At 73.5% G+C, this 16,062-nt stretch carries 14 protein-coding genes; 6 read left to right on the plus strand and 8 right to left on the minus strand.

From position 1 onward, the window contains the following. Positions 1-47: 47 nt before the first annotated feature. From FREUN1FDRAFT_RS06805 to FREUN1FDRAFT_RS06815, 3 genes are all read right to left on the minus strand, one after another. A complete protein-coding gene (locus tag FREUN1FDRAFT_RS06805) occupies positions 48-773 on the minus strand; it encodes a DUF5701 family protein (RefSeq protein WP_006539243.1) in 726 nt (241 codons plus the stop codon). 228 nt (positions 774-1,001) lie between these two features. Continuing rightward, positions 1,002-3,938, minus strand: coding sequence for a hypothetical protein (locus FREUN1FDRAFT_RS06810; RefSeq protein ID WP_006539244.1), 2,937 nt, complete (start codon positions 3,936-3,938; stop codon positions 1,002-1,004). Between the two features lie 30 nt (positions 3,939-3,968). Further along, the gene (locus tag FREUN1FDRAFT_RS06815) at positions 3,969-4,277 is read right to left on the minus strand and encodes a DUF167 domain-containing protein (protein WP_035950451.1); all 309 of its coding nucleotides are present in this window, start codon (positions 4,275-4,277) and stop codon (positions 3,969-3,971) included. Between the two features lie 96 nt (positions 4,278-4,373). Here FREUN1FDRAFT_RS06815 and fabG point away from each other — a divergent pair, with 96 nt between their 5' ends. From fabG to FREUN1FDRAFT_RS06835, 4 genes are all read left to right on the plus strand, one after another. Further along, positions 4,374-5,090 carry a 3-oxoacyl-ACP reductase FabG gene (gene fabG / locus FREUN1FDRAFT_RS06820; RefSeq protein WP_006539246.1) on the plus strand — a complete coding sequence of 239 codons (717 nt, stop codon included), beginning with the start codon at positions 4,374-4,376 and terminating at the stop codon, positions 5,088-5,090. Positions 5,091-5,458: 368 nt separating this feature from the next. Continuing rightward, on the plus strand, positions 5,459-5,764 hold the full coding sequence (locus FREUN1FDRAFT_RS06825; protein WP_006539247.1) for a hypothetical protein: 306 nt from the start codon (positions 5,459-5,461) through the stop codon (positions 5,762-5,764). A gap of 42 nt (positions 5,765-5,806) precedes the next feature. Beyond that, positions 5,807-7,174: a ferrochelatase gene (locus FREUN1FDRAFT_RS06830; protein ID WP_006539248.1), complete on the plus strand. Its 1,368-nt coding sequence runs from the start codon at positions 5,807-5,809 to the stop codon at positions 7,172-7,174. Positions 7,175-7,192: 18 nt separating this feature from the next. After that, the gene (locus FREUN1FDRAFT_RS06835) at positions 7,193-7,708 is read left to right on the plus strand and encodes a DUF3090 family protein (RefSeq protein WP_006539249.1); all 516 of its coding nucleotides are present in this window, start codon (positions 7,193-7,195) and stop codon (positions 7,706-7,708) included. Between the two features lie 7 nt (positions 7,709-7,715). On the opposite strand, the gene FREUN1FDRAFT_RS06840 is transcribed toward FREUN1FDRAFT_RS06835, so the two are convergent. Genes FREUN1FDRAFT_RS06840 through FREUN1FDRAFT_RS06855 form a run of 4 tightly spaced genes read right to left on the minus strand, consistent with a single transcriptional unit; the run spans position 7,716 to position 11,836 of the window. Continuing rightward, positions 7,716-8,483 (minus strand): hypothetical protein, encoded by a 768-nt coding sequence (locus FREUN1FDRAFT_RS06840; protein ID WP_006539250.1) that lies wholly within the window; start codon positions 8,481-8,483, stop codon positions 7,716-7,718. Positions 8,484-8,513: 30 nt separating this feature from the next. After that, positions 8,514-9,482 (minus strand): SGNH/GDSL hydrolase family protein, encoded by a 969-nt coding sequence (locus FREUN1FDRAFT_RS06845; protein ID WP_006539251.1) that lies wholly within the window; start codon positions 9,480-9,482, stop codon positions 8,514-8,516. Positions 9,483-9,494: 12 nt separating this feature from the next. Then, positions 9,495-10,682 (minus strand): glycosyltransferase, encoded by a 1,188-nt coding sequence (locus tag FREUN1FDRAFT_RS06850; protein ID WP_006539252.1) that lies wholly within the window; start codon positions 10,680-10,682, stop codon positions 9,495-9,497. Then, positions 10,679-11,836, minus strand: coding sequence for a glycosyltransferase family 1 protein (locus tag FREUN1FDRAFT_RS06855; RefSeq protein ID WP_198144256.1), 1,158 nt, complete (start codon positions 11,834-11,836; stop codon positions 10,679-10,681). Before FREUN1FDRAFT_RS06855 ends, FREUN1FDRAFT_RS06850 begins: the two co-directional genes overlap by 4 nt. A 308-nt stretch (positions 11,837-12,144) precedes the next feature. On the opposite strand from FREUN1FDRAFT_RS06855, the gene FREUN1FDRAFT_RS45940 reads away from it, so the two are divergent. Both FREUN1FDRAFT_RS45940 and FREUN1FDRAFT_RS06865 read left to right on the plus strand, forming a co-directional pair. Next, complete coding sequence (locus FREUN1FDRAFT_RS45940; protein WP_006539254.1) at positions 12,145-12,759, plus strand: DUF3099 domain-containing protein; 615 nt, start codon at positions 12,145-12,147, stop codon at positions 12,757-12,759. 356 nt (positions 12,760-13,115) lie between these two features. Beyond that, complete coding sequence (locus FREUN1FDRAFT_RS06865; RefSeq protein WP_006539255.1) at positions 13,116-14,297, plus strand: CaiB/BaiF CoA-transferase family protein; 1,182 nt, start codon at positions 13,116-13,118, stop codon at positions 14,295-14,297. A 120-nt stretch (positions 14,298-14,417) separates the two neighbouring features. Here FREUN1FDRAFT_RS06865 and pucL read toward each other — a convergent pair whose 3' ends face one another. Beyond that, positions 14,418-15,326, minus strand: coding sequence for a factor-independent urate hydroxylase (gene pucL / locus FREUN1FDRAFT_RS06870; protein WP_006539256.1), 909 nt, complete (start codon positions 15,324-15,326; stop codon positions 14,418-14,420). Positions 15,327-16,062 lie beyond the last annotated feature (736 nt).

Genomic DNA, 16,062 nt, shown 5'->3' on the forward strand with positions numbered 1-16,062 from the left:
GGGCCGAGTTGGATCAGGTTCGCGCGGTGCTCCGATGTGGGCGGTGATCAGGCGTGCCGGGCGGCGGCGGAGGCTGTCCCCAGCCAGGTGTGGGGGTTGCCCTCCCAGCACCAGCCCAGCTTCGGTGCCCGCCCGGAGATCCACATCGCCGGCACCCTCCGGTCCCCCCGCCGTGATCCGGAGAGCATGAAGCAGTTGTTCTTCTCCAGCACCTCCGGGAAATGGGTGACCAGGGCGATGCCCTCGTGGATCGTCAGCGGTGTGCGCCTGCGTTCCAGCACGGCGGGCAGCGCGTCCGCGGGTCGGATCCCGCGGAACTCCTCACCGCGTTCGACGTCGGTCAGCAGATAGACGTCCGAACGCGGCAGGTTGAGGATCGGCAGTGGTCGGTAGGGCGCGAGTCCTCCCTCACCGTGGTTGCGGTCCACGGTCCCGGCGTCGGCCCGGCCGGAGAGGGTGAGCAACGGCACGATGTCCTCGGCCCGGACGAGCTCCTCCGACACGACCAGGACGAACGGAACCCAGGAACGGGTCGCGGGGCGGTAGGGGCCGGGCATGGCGGCGTGGGCCACGGTCCGCAGCGGCTCGCAGAGCGCCTCGAAGTCCGTGGCCTCCAGGCCGGTCAGCGCCGGGTACCCCAACCGCACCAGACCCGCTACCTGCCTGTTGAACGCCTGGTCGAGCGGATCGGCCCAGGCGGCGGATCCATCCGCGCCCGGATCGAACGTGGCGCTTCGCGCGGCGGTGCTCAACGTCGCAGCGCGGCTCGGCATGCGGCATCCCCTCGGTTTCCCTGGACGATCTGTGGCGGTGTGAGACGCCGGTCACCGGCATGGAACCCAGGTCGGTGACCGGACGTCCCACCCACAACGCCGAGTGTTCCCAGGGGGTTCCGGCGGTTGTCGGGATGGGCAGCCACGGAAAGGGGTGGCGCCGCTGCATGCCGTGTCGGAAACACGGCCCGGCCGCGGCGGGCGGCCCGGTCGCGTCGGGCGGCGCGATCAGCCGGTGGCGGCCTCGTCGATCAGGTCGAGGGCCGCTCCCACGATCGTCGCCGTGTCCACCGGAACCCGACCGCCGGCGGATGAGCCACCGGGGAAACCGGGCGACGGCGCCGGATACGCCACCGGCCTGGCCGAGCCGAGCGTCGTGATGTGCTCCCCGTGCACGCCGGCCAGGAAGCCCAGCACCCTGGGGTCACCGTCGACGACCGTCAGCAGCGGGCCACGCCGGCCGGGTGGGAACAGCTCGGTGAGGATCGCGTCGTCGGCGTCCGCCAGCCCGCGCCGCGCCGAGAGCGCGTCGAACAGCAGGTCGGGCGAGGTCACGCAGACCACGCCGATCTCCCGGCGCAGGCCCGCGCTGAGCTCGTCCGCGGCCCGGAGCACTTCCGGCATGACAGCGCCCATCCCGACCAGGGTCAGCGGAGCCGCCGGCTCCCCGTCCCGCAGCCGGTAGCCGCCAGCCAGCACACCCGCGCGCCGCCGCCACCAGACCGTGGGGTCGGTGGACAGGCCGGCCAGCCGCTGGTCCACCACCCGTGCGCTGAGCCGGACCAGGCTGGACGCGCCGTCGACGCGCCCGAGCCGGCCCAGGGCCTCCAACAGGCACCAGACCAGATCCTGGGCGAACGCCGGTTCCCAGCAGGTGATGCCCTCGACGCCGACCAGGCCGTGACGCCAGCCGCCCGGCCGGACCGGGTCCACCCCGGTGTCCGCGACGGCCAGCAACGATCGCCCGTCACCGGCGCTGCTGGTCGACCAGCCCGGCAGCACCCGCGGGGCCGCCATCTCGTCGGCCACACCGATCGGCAGCAGCGGCAGGCCGAGCCTGCTCCAGGCGACACCGAGGGAGGCCAGCACACCACCGAACGCCGTCGCCGACAGCCCGCCGGCGACATGGCGCCCGCCACCCGCGCCACCCGCGCCGGTGGGGTCGGTCGTTCCGCGCAGGACCGGCGAGGCGGGGTTCTCACCGTTCTCGTCGCCGTTCTCGGCTGTCGCGTCGATCCAGCCGGTCAGGACGTGGTCGGCCTCGCGGGTCGAGACCGTCACCACCGCCGCGGCGGCCTCCGGCGCCAGCGCCGGCAGATCCCGCAGCGTGGCGCCGAAGACCTCCTGGGTCGACCGGTGCCCCAGAAACGGACGTCCGGTGTCGACCGGCAGCGTCGCGGGGGTGGCGAGGGCCGGCGGAACGCGGTCGAGGTACGCCGCCACGTGCCGGGCGAGGCGACCACCCGGTGAGGCCGGGGGCAGCGACACGACCGGCCAGCGACCCGGTCCCGGGACCAGGTCACGGCCCGGTCCCACCGGCGCGTCGCCGGGATGCGCCGTGGAGGACTGCGCGTCCCAGGACGACAGCGCGTCCTGCGCCTGGGAGAACTGCGCGTGCTGCGCCTGGGAGGGCTGCGTGTGCTGCGCCTGGGAGGGCTGCGTGTGCTGCGCCTCCCAGGAGGGCCGCGCGTCCTGGACGGGCTGCGGGGCCGGCGGGCGCGCCGGGCTCGGCAACGGACCGGTGAAGGCGAAGAGCACGGTGGGGCGGTCGGCGGCGACCTCGTCGAAGGCGTCGATGATCAGCGGCAGGTCGTGGCCACCGAGGTCACGAAGCGCCGACAGGATCTCCTCGTCGCTGAGTGCGTCGAGCAGGCGGCTCACCCCGACGCCACCGGCCCCCGGCCCGGCGAGCCGGCGCCGCAGCTCGGCACCCTCGAGGAGAAGCAGCGAAAGGTACTCGCCGGGCGGCATCGCGTCGAGGCGGGCACGCAGCGCCGCACCGCCCGGGGCGCGGAAGAGCGCGCTGAGCCGGCGGCCGTACCGCAGCGTCAGCACCTGCCAGCCGGCCGCCTCGAACATCCGTGCCGCGCGCGCGGGTGTCCCGACCCCGCCGGCCGGCGCGGTCGGCTCGGTGAATCCGGCGTCGCCGCCGCTGCCGGCGGCGGTCGGGGCGCCGGTGACGAGAACCACCCAGAACAGCTCGCCCAGGTGGGAGATCCGTTCGTCGGCGATCGCCTCCCAGACCGCGGGGTCGCGCAGCTCCGCGAAGTCGATCAGGCAGATCTGTCGCCCGTGTGGGGCCCGGTCGAAACGCTGACCGGCGAAGCGGCCGGCCAGCGCCGACCAGATCGTCCCGTTCGGCCCGATGTTGCCGACGCCGGTCGCGCGTGGTGACTTCCTGGCAGCCGTGGGCATGGCAGGGGGTGCCGTACCGGCTGCGCCGCCTGCGCTGCCGGCGCTTTGGGTGCTGCCTGTGCTGTGGGTGCTGCCTGTGCTGTCGACGGTGGCGCCCCGCAGCACCTGGTGGACGGCGCCGAGCAGCGGCCCGGCATGCGGTGTGACGGAAACCCTGTCCTCGACCCGGAGGGTGTCGAACCACAGCGCCGTGGCGATCGTGGCGGCGGCCGCGCACATCGCTCGGTCGGCGTCGGCTCCGCGTGGCCCGCGTGAGCCGGTCGCGACCGCGTGGTCGATGCCGGCCGCGGTGAGCGCGCGCAGGCGCTCCTCGATGGCGGCCAGGGCCCCCAGGTCGAGCACACCGCCGGGAGGCCCAGGAACGATCTCCGCCGCCCCGGACGGATCATCGGGCCGCGCCAGGTCGCCGACGGATCCGCCGTCGACCGCGTGGGCGCCGACTGGGCCGCCGGAGACGCCGGCCCCGGTTTCCCGAACGCCGCCCGGCATTCCTCCGGGAACGCCCAGGGGCCCGGTTCCGGGGGTGGCCCCGCTCTCGGGAACGGCTCCGGGCCTGGTTTCGGGCCTGGTTTCAGCGGCGGCCTCGTTCCCGGGAACGGCGCCGTTCCCGGGAACGGCGACGCGGCGGGACCCGGTCTCGTCGTCGACAGCGCCGGCGGGCCGCGGTGGACCCTCCGCGCCGAGTGTCACCTCGTCACGCCCGCCGTAGCCGTACCCGTGCTCCCCGGCCCGGACGTCCGTCCTGCGCAATCCTCGTCTCCGTCCCATCGCGTCGACGAACTACCGGGAGTCCAGACGTGCAGGCGGAGTGGAATGTTGCGCGAGTTCCGCGACTCTCGCGGCGACGATGTCGTCCGGCGCGTCCACGGCCACGAACTTGACCCTCCCGATCGAGCGGCTCAGCGTCACATCGGCTCGCCGCACTCCCAGCGCCTGCGCGATCGCGCGCAGCGCGGCCTCGTTCGCGCGCCCCTCGACCGCGGGTTCCCGTACCCGCACGACCAGCAGCTGGCCGTGGATCGGGTCGGCGGTCACCGGACCCACAGCGGTCCGGTCGGAGGCGGGACGAACCCGGATGGCAACGTGCACCCGGCTATCGTCCCTGACGCGTCCGTGCACGGGGAGCGCGAGTGTCACCGGCGCCACCTGCCGCTTGCTTCCCGCCTGACGGTTACGATCCGGCCCATGGTCGAGAACGAAGGTCGAGTGGCACTGGTGACCGGCGGCAACCGCGGGATCGGGGCGGCCTGCGCGGCGGCGCTCGCCGCGTCGGGCGACCGGGTCGCGGTGGCCAGCCGCGGTGGCGAGGCGCCGGCCGGGATGTTCGGCGTCCGGCTCGACGTCACGAGCGCGGACAGTGTCGACAAGGCCTTCGCCGAGGTCGAGGCGGAGCTGGGCCCCGTCGAGATCCTCGTCTCGAACGCGGGCCTGGTGCGTGACACGCTGCTGCCGATGATGTCCGAGGAGGCCTTCCAGGACGTCGTCGACACCAACCTGCTCGGCGCCTACCGGGTGGCCAAGCGCGCCTCCCGCTCCATGATCCGCAAGCGCTCCGGCCGGCTGATCTTCGTCTCGTCGGTGGTGGGGCTTTCGGGCGGTCCCGGGCAGTCGAACTACGCCGCCTCCAAGGCCGGCCTGGTCGGCTTCGCGCGGTCGCTGGCGCGCGAGCTCGGCGGGCGTGGGATCACGTCCAACGTGATCGCCCCCGGCCCGATTCGCACCGACATGACCGATGCGCTGACGGACGCCCAGCGTGAGTACCTCGTGTCCGCCACCCCCGCCAAGCGGATGGGCGAGCCGGCGGAGGTCGCCGCGGCGGTGGTGTTCCTCGCCTCACCCGGCGCCGCCTACATCAACGGTGCGGTGCTCCCGGTCGACGGCGGCGCGGGCATGGGCCACTGACCCCTTCCGCACCTCACCACCGCCCGACCACCACCCGGACCCATCCGGGGCACGGCCCCCTGTCACCGCCCCGCTCGTTCCGCCGGCCGGCTGGCCACCGTGAGCTACCCAGGTCATCCAGGCCAGCCGAGCCGAACAGCTGAGCATCCGGCCGACCCGCCCGCGCGGTCGTCGACGGGCCGGTTGACGGGTCGTCGGCCGGTGTCGATGACCGGATGGTGGCAGTTCCTTGCACGGGCACAGATCTGTCGGGGCCAGCGGTCGACGCGGCGTGCAGGATAGGCCACGGTGGTAAGCGGCGAGACGGCTGGAAAGCCGGCGCCACCGGCGGGGTTGGCCGGGCGACACGCGGATGCTCGGAGGTGGCGATGAGTGTGATCAAGGTCGAACCGGCGGGCGGCCGTGGTTACCAGGTGGAGGTCGCGGAGGAGACGGCGCCCGGGGTGCACGGGCTCACCTTCTCCTATCGCGTGCGGGTGGACGACGACGTGATCACGGCCCTGGAGCTCGACCCCGACGATGACGCGGCGCTGGTCGCGCTGGTGCGGGAATCCTTCGGCTACCTGCTCGCCCGTGAGCCGGCGACCGCGATCCTCCAGGCCTTCGACCTCTCGACGATCTCCCGGTACTTCCCGTCCTATCTGGAGGAGATCCGGGAGCGGGTGCCACGCTGACCGAGGGCCGGTGACCATCGCAGGAGCGGGAAGGAGGACAGGGTGACGAACGGCGCGGGTGCTGACCGCGGCGGGCCGGGTGGGCTGAGCGGGCCGGGTGGGCTGGACGTGGACGCGCTGCTCCTCGTCTCCTTCGGGGGCCCCGAGGGGCCTGGCGACGTCATGCCCTTCCTGCGGAACGTGACGCGCGGCCGGGCCGTACCCGAGCTTCGCCTCGCCGAGGTCGCCGCGCACTACGATCACTTCGATGGGCGCAGCCCCATCAACGACCAGAACCGGGCGCTGCTCGCCGCGCTGCGCGAACGTCTCGCGCCGCTGCCCGTGTACTGGGGCAACCGCAACTGGGCGCCCTACCTGGCCGACACGGTGGCTCGCATGCGCGCCGACGGCGTGCGCCGGGCGGCCTGCTTCGTCACGGCGGCGTTCGCGTCGTACTCGGGCTGCCGGCAGTACCGCGAGGACCTGGCCGAGGCGCTGCGGCAGGTGGGCCCGGGCGCACCCGACTTCGTGAAGCTGCGGCTGTTCTTCGACCACCCCGGCTTCGTCGAACCGATGGTCGATCACTGCGTCCGGGCGGTCGGGTCGCTGCCCGCCGCGGTCCGGGACGGCGCCCGGCTGGTTTTCACGGCCCATGCGCTACCGCTCGAGCAGGCCGTGGTGAGCGGTCCCGACGGTGGCGCGTACGAACGCCAGCTGCGGGCGACCGCGGAGGTGATCGCCGCTCGGGTCGGCGCGCGGCTCGGTCGTTCGCATCCGTGGCAGCTCGCCTTCTGCAGCCGCAGCGGCCCACCCGGTGTGCCCTGGCTGGAGCCGGACATCAACGACGCCCTGGCGGCGCTCGCCGAGGACGGCGAGCGGGCCGCCGTGATCGTGCCGGTCGGCTTCGTCAGCGACCACATGGAGGTCGTCTACGACCTGGATGTGGAGGCGGTCCGCACCGCCGGGGAGCACGGCATCGCCGTGGCCCGCGCCGGCACCGTCGGGACGGACCCGCGCTTCGTCGACATGGTGGCCGACCTCCTCGCCGAGCGGCGGCATCCTGACTGGGATCGACCGGCGTTGAGCGAGCAGGGCCCCGCGCACGACGTCTGCCCGCTGCACTGCTGTGACCCGGCCGGGCCGCTCGCGTTCTGGGCGAGGACGGGGGTGAACGGCTCCCGGGTGGTGATGACGGGCGGCGCGGGCACCCGCGCGCACGGCCGGCCGGGTGTGAGGCGCCCGGCAGCCGCCGGTGTTCCCGCGGATCTGTGCGGGCGGGGGCACGGGCGTTCCGGTCTGTCGGAACCCGGGCTCTGCGGGCAGCCGAACGACCCGGGGCCCGCGGATGGTGGACCCCGCGGTGAAGCGACGATACTGGTGGAGGAGCGGGCAAGCGTCGCGCGGCCCGACTCACCTCCCGCAGGCGAATAAGACGGAGCGATCCGAGACATGCAGCGATTTGTGTTCGACCCGCCGGAGCGGTTCGTGGTCGGAACCGTCGGGCAGCCCGGGGACCGTTCGTTCTTCCTCCAGGCCGCGGCCCGCGGCCAGCTCGTCACGGTGGGGCTTGAGAAGACCGAGGTGACCGCACTCGCCGAAGGGCTGACCGCGCTGCTCGGCCAGGTGGGCCAGACGCAGGGGATCCCGCTGCCCACCGCCGCCGAGGTCGAGGTCGACCTCGCCCCGCTGGACGCACCGTTCGAGGAGGACTTCCACCTCGGCCAGCTCACCGTCTCGTGGGACGGTCACCGGGTCTTCGTCGAGGCGGCCGGTCTGGCGGCTGGGGAGGCCCGGGTCGCGGAGGGCGAGAGCGAGGTCGACTCGCTGCGTGTCGGCATGTCGATCGAGCAGACGAAGGCCTTCATCGAACGGGCCCGCAGCATCGTCGCCGCCGGGCGCCCGCCGTGCGTGCTGTGCGGGCGGCCCGACGATCCGTCCGGGCACTTCTGCCCCCGTCTGAACTGACCGCCGCTCAGCGGGTGGCGTAGGCGGGGTCGAAGGCGTCGTACGCGGCCTCGTAGGCCCGGCGGACGGCGGCGGACAGCCCGCGCAGCACGTCGGAGCGGCGGCTGATCTCGCTCGCGGTGACGGCGGCGCCGTCGTCGAGCGCGGCGAGCTCCAGCAGCTTCGCGAGCCGCTCGGCGCGCGCGAGCAGGGCATGCGCGTTCGGCGGGTAGCCGGGGCCCAGCCCGGGCCCGGGCTCGGATTCGCCCCGATCCCGCAGCAGCGCGAGCACCTGGGGCCGCGCGCTGGCGATGTCCAGATCGACGAGTGCCGCCGTGGTCTGCCTGATCGCCACCGAGAGCTCATGATCGGCGGCCCGCAGGCCCGCCGGCGGCGGGGGGACGCGCGCGGCCCGCAGCACCCGCCAGTGGACGGATTCCATCACGCCCTCGACGGCCGGGCCGTGCACGACGACCGACGGGACGAGCGCCAGCGGCGGGTTCGGCCCGATCACCAGCAGTGCCTCCCCGGCGGTCAGCGCGTCCTGGTTGAGGTCGGACGGGCCAGGCAGGCTGCTGACATCGCCGGGCACGGGCAGAACCAGGCGCAACCGCTCGGCCCCGACGCGGCGCAGGGCACCGAGGCCGAGCACCAGCGGCTCGTCGCCGAGCGTGTGCGGTGCACCGCTGCCCAGGGCCTCGTGCACCCGGGTGATCACGTCGTCGAGGCCGACGAGTCCAGCCAGCCAGGCATTGCCCCATCCAGCGAGGACACCTGAGCGAGGGGAGGCGGGCATGTCGGCAAGCACATGCCTACCGTAGGGAATTCACCGGCCCGACGCGGTGCCGAGCCGCCGGAAACCGTGGTTTCTTGCCGGTGGATCTCGCCGAATGACCCGCGTGCGACCCGCCAGCCAGGGAATCCCGATCGTGACGACCCAGTGGAGATGGTCCAGGGTCCCCGGTGGTGGGGGCTCATGGTGCGGATCCGGCAGGTCGGCGAGGATCATCCCGCTCTCCCGCAGTTTCTCCGCGAATGCCCGTGCGATGAGCCGATGTCCGTGCGGCCCCGGATGCACCCGGTCGACGTCGAACGTCGACCGGCGGTGGATGGCGGGATGCTGGCCGAGGTCGACCACGAGCACCCCGGGGTCCCGCGCCGCGGCCGCGTCGATCGCGGCGTTGAGGTGCCCGACGCGTTCGGTGAGCAACCGTGCGAAGGGGCCCGGAAGGGGGAGCAGGCCACCCGGGTCGGGCAGTTTCGCGGTCAGCACGACCACTCCGGCGGCACGCAGCCGGCCGATGCTCCACACCAGGTCCTGGCGCAGCCGAAGCGGGTCGAACGTCGGCTTGAAGACGTCGTTCATGCCGGCGACCACGCACGCCAGCGCGGGCCGCAGGGCCAGCGCGACCGGGAGCTGGCGGACGCGGACCTCTCGGGCCGTGGCGCCCGTCCGGGCCAGGTTCTCGTAGTGCACATGCCCCGGTGGGGCCAGGGTGGCCGCGAGCAGCGCGGCGAAGCCCCGGCCGGCGAGGGCGGCCGGGGCCCGGTCGCGGCCCATGCTGACGCCGTCGCCCAGACCGGCGGTGAGGCTGTCGCCCAGTGCCACGAAGCGCAGCAACCCGTTCGTGGCGCCCGCCGCGCCGCCAGCGGGCGACCCGGCTGTGCTGCTGGCGGGGCTGCCAGCGGAGCCGCTGGACGGGCCGCCGAACGGGCCGCCGGCGGGGCTGAGCCGCCGCGTGTCGTGGGTGTGGACGGTGATGTCGGCGCCGGCGGCGCGCCCGGTCTCGGTCACGACGTGAGGACGTCAGGCGGCGAGCGGGTCGCGCGTCGGGGCCGGCTCGCTGGCCGGGGGAGCGGGCGCCTCGGCGTCGTGGCACCGCAGGAAGCCGGTGATGGTCGCCTCCCAGGGGAACTGCTCCGCCCGGCTGCGGGCGGCCGCACGGCGGTGGTCGGGGTCGAGAGCGAGCAGCTCCATCGCGGCGTCGGCGAAGGTGAACCCCGTCCCGGCGGCGCTCAGACCGGCGACCTGGCCGTCGCCCGTCCCGGCGACCATCTCGGCCAGCGCGCTGGAGTGGTTCACGACCGGCGCGGTGCCGCTCGCCATCGCCTCCAGCGCGGCCAGACCGAAGGTCTCGATCGGGCCGGGCGCGAACGCCAGGTCGGCGGTCGCGAGCAGGCCGGCGAGGCGGGCCGGGTCCGCGACGAACCCGAGGAAGGTCACCGGCAGCCCGGTCGCCATCCGCTCCAGGCGCCCGCGACTGGAACCGTCGCCGGCGATGACGAGCCGGACCGGCACCGCGCGGCGCACCAGCTCGGCCACCGCGGACAGCGCGATGTCGACCCGCTTCTCCGGCGAGAGACGGGTCGCCGCGACGATGAGGATCTCCCGGTCGCGGGCGAACGCGCGCCGCAGCGTGCGGTCGTGGTTGGCGGGGGTGAACCGCTCGAGCTCGACCCCCAGCGGCACCTGGACCAGGTTCTCGGCGCCGATGCGGACGAACTCGGTGGCGGCCCAGCGGGTCGTGGCGACCACCGTGTCGAACGCGGCGGCGAGCGCGCGGTTGGAATGGTCGGCCGCAGAGCTGACGGGCAGCACCCCGCGCAGCGGCGCGGGCGTCCACAGGCTCAGCAGCCGGTCGAGCCGCTCGTGGCTGACCACGAGCGAACGGACGCCGGCCTTGCGGGCCCACCGGCCGAGTGGGCGCAGCGTCGCCCGGTCGTGGATCTCGATCCGGTCCGCGCCGACCTGTTCGGCCACCGCGGCCACCCGCCGCGGGTCGGCCAGGATCCGGTAGCCGGTCCGCGGCAGGAACGGCGCGCGCAGGGTGATGATCCGCGCGTGTGGCGTGCGCTCCTCGTTGTCCGCTGCTCCCGGAACGATCTGCACCACCTCGTGGCCGGCGGCGGTGTACCCCGTCGCGAGGTGCCGCAGGGTCGTCCGGATCCCGCCGGAGGCGGGCGCGACGAAGCTCGCCGCCTGAACAATCCTCATCGTCGCCACCTGTCGCTCGTCGTGTTCGTGGGGAGCCGGGTGCCCAGGACGTCCCGGTAGTGCCCGAGCAGCTCCTCGCCGATCGCGTGCCAGGTGCAGCCCGCGACCGAGGCCCGCGCCGCCGTCGAGAGCCGGGTCCGCAGCTCGGCGTCCTCTACGAGGCGGAGCACCTCGCGGCGCATGGAGACCGGGTCCCCGGGGGCGTAGTGCAGGCCGGTCCGCTCGTGGTCGATGACGTCGAGCAGGCCGCCGGCCGCCGGGCCGACCACCGCGACGCCGCTGGCCTTCGCCTCCTGCGCGGCCTGGCAGAACGTCTCGTTGATCCCGGTATGCACGAAGACGTCCAGGCTGGCGATGGCGGCCGACAGCTCGGTGCCGGTGCGGAAGCCGAGGAAGGCCGCCTCCGGCAGTGCCCGGGCCAGCGCCGGCCGGCACGGGCCGTCGCCGACGACGACCAGCCGGGCGCCGGGCATGCCGGCGGCTCCCACGAGCAGCTCGACCCGCTTCTCCCGGGCCAGCCGCCCCACATAGCCGACGAGGACCTCCCCGTTGGGTGCGAGCCTCGCCCGCAGCGCCTCGTCCCGGTGCTCGGGGTTGAAGCGCTCGAGGTCGACGCCACGGCTCCACCGGGCGACCCGCTGCACGCCCTCGGACAGCAGCGTGTCGACGGCATCCCACGACGGCGCCAGCGTGCGGCTGGCGAGCCGATGGACGGTCGCCAGCCAGCGCCAGATCGTCCGCTCGGCCAGCGCCAGCCCGTAGCGGGTCGCGAAGGCGGCGATGTCCGTCTGGTAGACGGCGATGCTCGGCACCCCGAGCCGCCGCGCGGCGTAGGCCGCCTGGGCCCCCAGACCCGCCGGCGCGGCCAGATGGACGACGTCCGGACGGAACTCGCGCAGCGCCGCCGGCAGCCCCGTCCACGGCGTCGCGAAGCGGAACTCGGGGTAGCCCGGCATCGGCGCGGACGGGCTCCACAGCACGGGCGCCCCGGCATAGCTGCGCGGCGCGGTGCGGCGAGCCGCCGGCGCCGGCGCCGGCGCGATGACGAGGGCCTCGTGACCGGTGTCGCGCAGATGCTCCAGCACCCGGCACACGGAGTTCGTCACACCGTCGATCTGAGGCAGGAACGACTCACTTACCACCGCGACTCGCACACGAGCACGGTGGCAGCGACCGGCGCCCACGTGAGGACTACAATCCGTCCGTCGCGTAAACATTCGGACACGACTTGGTGCGACGGGAACTTATGGCCGGGTCCGGCGCCCGTGATCCCGCCGGGTGTCCGATCTCGCGCCACGGATCGTTGAATCGCACGGGCGCGAGTGGGCAGGATGTTGGGGAGGCACGGGCCACTCCGGGCCTGCTGGCCTTGCCGGCGCCGGGCGGCTGGCCTGGCCCCGGTGGCGTGATCGGTCGACATGGGCAGGCGGCGGTTGACGTGAGGTGGCGACGAGGCGAGCCCGTGCTGATCACTTCGGCGGCCGAGGCCAGGCCGGAGGAGATCCGCCGTCGCGAGCAGCGCTACGTCCTCACGATGCTGGTCCGGGTGGTCTGCTTCGTGCTGGCCGTCGTCGCGTTCTCCGGCTGGCTGCGCATCGTCGCGGTGGCTCTCGCCGTGATCCTGCCCTGGATCGCGGTCGTGGTCGCCAACGGCGGGCCGGCACCGTCCGACCGCCGCCAGGCGGGCTTCGTCCCGAAGGACCCGACCGTCACCGAGCCGCACGCCCTGGCCGCCGGCCACACCGTCGTCGACGCCACGGTCGTCGACGGGGAGTGGTCGGCCGACCCGCCGCCCGCCGCCGGCCCGGACTCGGCGGATCATGATGGCAGCGCGGGCAGCGCGGGCAGCGCGGGCAGCGCGGGCAGTGCGGGCAGCGCGCCCGCCGGGCCCGGCGGGCGCGCGGAGCCCGGCGGTGCAGACGACGTCGGTCCGGGACCTGGGTGGCGCGACACGGGCGCCACCGCCGACGCGGGGATGATCATCGATGCGGTCGTCGTCGCATCAACTTTCGCGGACGACACACGGGCGGGCCAGGAGTCGGACGCCGGGCCCGCGGCCGACCGCGCTGATCGCTGAGACCTGGGCGATCTGGTCGAATTTGTGGAATATCTTCCTGTTGCCTAGGCGCCGGTCGCGGAATCCCGATCCTCGGGCCTCCGCTGTCGCCGCTGCCTCCGAGTAAGAAGTGAGGATTTCGGCTGCTGCTGCAGCGACCGAAATCCTGACTTCTTGCGGATTGTCGGCCAGTCCCCTACCCGCACTCGGCTTCGGCTGCGGATCCACTCCTCGACCCGCCGCCTGAGGTCGTCGGTGGGCGATCTGGCCGAGTTTCCGCCGCTGCATCTGACAGGTACCCCTCTGCGCCGTGAAGGGTGCATCCACCTGCATCGATCCGCGCCCTGGCGGGTGGGGTCGGCGCTAGCCTGACCTGCGTGCTTCCGCTTGAGGGTGTGACCGTCGTCAGTCTGGAACATGCCGTGGCCCTGCCGTTCGCGACCCGGCACCTCGCCGAGCTGGGTGCGCGGGTGATCAAGGTCGAGCGTCCGGGGCGTGGTGACTTCGCGCGGGACTACGACCGGGCGGTGCGCGGCGGGATGTCGGCGCACTTCTCCTGGCTCAACCGCTCGAAGGAGTCGCTGACGCTGGACCTGAAGGTGCCGCGCGCCCGCGAGGTGCTGGACCTGCTGGTCGCCCGGGCCGACGTCGTCGCTCAGAACCTCGGGCCGGGTGCCGCCGCCCGCCTCGGGCTGGACGCGCAGACCCTCGTCGGCCGCCACCCGGCGCTGGTCGCCGTGAACGTGTCCGGCTACGGTCCGGCCGGGCCGTACCGGGCCCGCAAGGCCTACGACATGCTCGTGCAGGCCGAGTCGGGGCTGATCGCGGTCACGGGCAGCCCGCAGCAGCCGGCGAAGGCCGGCTTCGCCGCCGGGGACGTCGCCGCGGGCAGCTACGTCATCCAGGCCGTGCTGGCCGCGCTGCTGCGGCGGGCGCGCTCCGGTGCCGGCGCGGCGCTGGACGTCGCGATGCTCGACGCGCTGACGGAGTGGATGGGCTACCCGATGCAGACCGTGGAGCACACCGGGCAGGAGATGGCCCGGTCGGGCATCAGCCACCAGTCGATCGCGCCCTACGACGCCTACCGCACGGCGGACGGTGACGACGTCCTGATCGGCGTGCAGAACGACGGGGAGTGGCGCCGGCTGGCCGAGGGCCCGCTCGCCCGCCCGGAGCTCGTCGACGACCCCGCGTTCGCGACGAACCTGGCCAGGGTGCGCAACCGGGAGGGGACCGACGCCGTGGTCGCCGCGGAGGTCGCGAAGCTGGGCACCGCCGAGCTGGAGGCGGGCCTGGACGCCGCGGGCATCGCCTACGCGCGGGTCAACACGGTCGCGGGCGTGCTCGCACATCCCCAGCTCGCGGCCCGTGAACGCTGGGTGGAGGTCGGCTCGCCGGTGGGCCCGGTCCGGCAGTCCCGCCCGGTGGTCGAGTTCCCGGGGGAGAACGCCCGCCTGGACCCGGTTCCGGCGCTGGGAGAGCACACCGACACCATCCTGCGCGAGCTCGATCTCTCCACCGAGGAGATCGCCGGTCTGCGCGCCGACGGCGCGATCTGAGGGGCTGATGGCCACGCCGCGCTGGCCACCCGGGACGGGGACGCGGCGCGTGCGCTGGGGCTGGGGGGGCGACCGCCGGGCGACCGGGTGGTGATCACACCGGCCTGACCGGCCCGGATGTCAGCAGAACCCCGGGGTGGCCTCCCAGGCGATCGGCGCGGCCGGAACGTCGTCCCGCAGGACCGTGCCCTCGATGCGGCCGTAGGGGCGGTCCGCCGCGAGGTAGACGCTGTCGGGGTTGTCCAGGCCGAACGGTGCCAGATCGACCAGGAAATGATGCTTGTTCGGCATCGACATGCGGATCTCGGCAACCTCCGGGAAGGCCGCCAGCACCTTTTCGCCCATGTGGTAAAGGGTCTGTTGCAGGGCGAGGCTGTGCAGGTCCGCGAACGTCTCGACCAGCGTGCGCGGGATCTCCGTGGCCAGTCGCGCGAAATCAGCGCCGGTGATCCCACCGTCGGTGGCGGTGTAGCGCCACCGTGCCGTGACCTCGGTGGCGAGGATCCGGTCGGAGGTTTCCGCCAGTGTTGTGTGGCGGTCCCGGGGAAATCCGTGGAACTCCGAGCCGGTCGTCTTGAGCACGACCAGCCCGGCGATTCCGGAGACGACGTGCACGTCGTCGGCGTCGATGGTGACCACCGTGGTTCGCCGGCTCTGCCCGGACCGGATGAAGGAGTGGTCGTGGGCCTGCCCGGCGATGTCGATCCGGTCCCACGCGAACTGCTCTATCTCGACCCGTGCGCCGGTGATCCAGTCGTACGCGGCGGTGAAATGCCGGCCCAGCCGGATCCCGAACTGTTCGATCTCGCCGACACCCCCTTCGCGAGCGAAGGCGTAGACGACGTTTTTCTGGGTGTCCGTCGCGAGCACGTGGCTGTTATCACCCTGGATGTGGGCCGCGGTGAAGTCGCCGCGCAGCGCGGTGGACACATTCAGGTCGCTGATCCGGTGGACCGGGGTGGATCGGTCGACGTGGACGAGGCGCACCTCGGCCTTGCCGTACTGGTTCGGTCCGAGAACGATGGGCATGAGCACCTTTCGGGTCGGCGGCGGCTGGCCCGCCCGAGGCAGCCGGCTGGTGGCCAGACGATCCCGGCTCCCGGCGCCGGCGCACCCGGCGAGGAAGCCCCATTCTGGGGTGCCCGGCCGCGCCGACCTGTTGTGGTGGCGTTTCGCCTCTGTTTCCGGCGTGAGGTTCCGGAGGGGGCTGACCGGTCGGCACTTCGGTGCCCTGTCGGTTCCGCGATCGGATGGCGCCGGCCTGAAGTCGGTACATCACTTCCGGGGGGCGGTGTTCGGCACGCTCGGGCGCTTTCCGGCGCCTTCGACGGTCGGAGTGCCCGGGGGCGTCCGGGCGCGTGGTCGGCCGAAATCCGAGCACGCGAATCCGTACGGCACCAAGGCGCGACTGCGCTGCGTGCAATATCTGGCACGTCTGGTAGTGGTAAGTGTCTACTCGCGGACAAATCCGGTACTGGCCCCGGTGCGGCTTCTCCTCGGCGCGCAACTTTGTATATGAGTCGTGCGTCGGACGAATCGGCGCTGGGAGGGGTTTATGGCGGTGGGCCGGGGAGTGTCACTCTCCGAGATCGGAATATTAGCGGCGGGTAGTTGTTCTGCGGGTGTGGCCGGGTTTTCCTATGATCGACGGGACGTCGTTCGCGGTCGTGGGTACGGTCCGCTCGTGGGTGGTCGAGCATGTGCACTTTCTGTTTCTGGCCGATCCCTTTCGGTGAGGCCGTTGCGGTTCGTCGCCGCGTCGCGG

Source organism: Parafrankia sp. EUN1f (assembly GCF_000177675.1).
Taxonomy (GTDB): Bacteria; Actinomycetota; Actinomycetes; order Frankiales; family Frankiaceae; genus Parafrankia.

Excerpts from the sequence above, each read along its gene's own strand:
- FREUN1FDRAFT_RS06805 (WP_006539243.1), bottom strand. The coding sequence starts at position 773 with ATGCCGAGCCGCGCTGCGACGTTGAGCACCGCCGCGCGAAGCGCCACG.
- fabG (WP_006539246.1), top strand. The coding sequence starts at position 4,374 with ATGGTCGAGAACGAAGGTCGAGTGGCACTGGTGACCGGCGGCAACCGC.
- FREUN1FDRAFT_RS06825 (WP_006539247.1), top strand. The coding sequence starts at position 5,459 with ATGAGTGTGATCAAGGTCGAACCGGCGGGCGGCCGTGGTTACCAGGTG.
- FREUN1FDRAFT_RS06835 (WP_006539249.1), top strand. The coding sequence starts at position 7,193 with ATGCAGCGATTTGTGTTCGACCCGCCGGAGCGGTTCGTGGTCGGAACC.
- FREUN1FDRAFT_RS06840 (WP_006539250.1), bottom strand. The coding sequence starts at position 8,483 with ATGCCCGCCTCCCCTCGCTCAGGTGTCCTCGCTGGATGGGGCAATGCC.
- FREUN1FDRAFT_RS06850 (WP_006539252.1), bottom strand. The coding sequence starts at position 10,682 with ATGAGGATTGTTCAGGCGGCGAGCTTCGTCGCGCCCGCCTCCGGCGGG.
- pucL (WP_006539256.1), bottom strand. The coding sequence starts at position 15,326 with ATGCCCATCGTTCTCGGACCGAACCAGTACGGCAAGGCCGAGGTGCGC.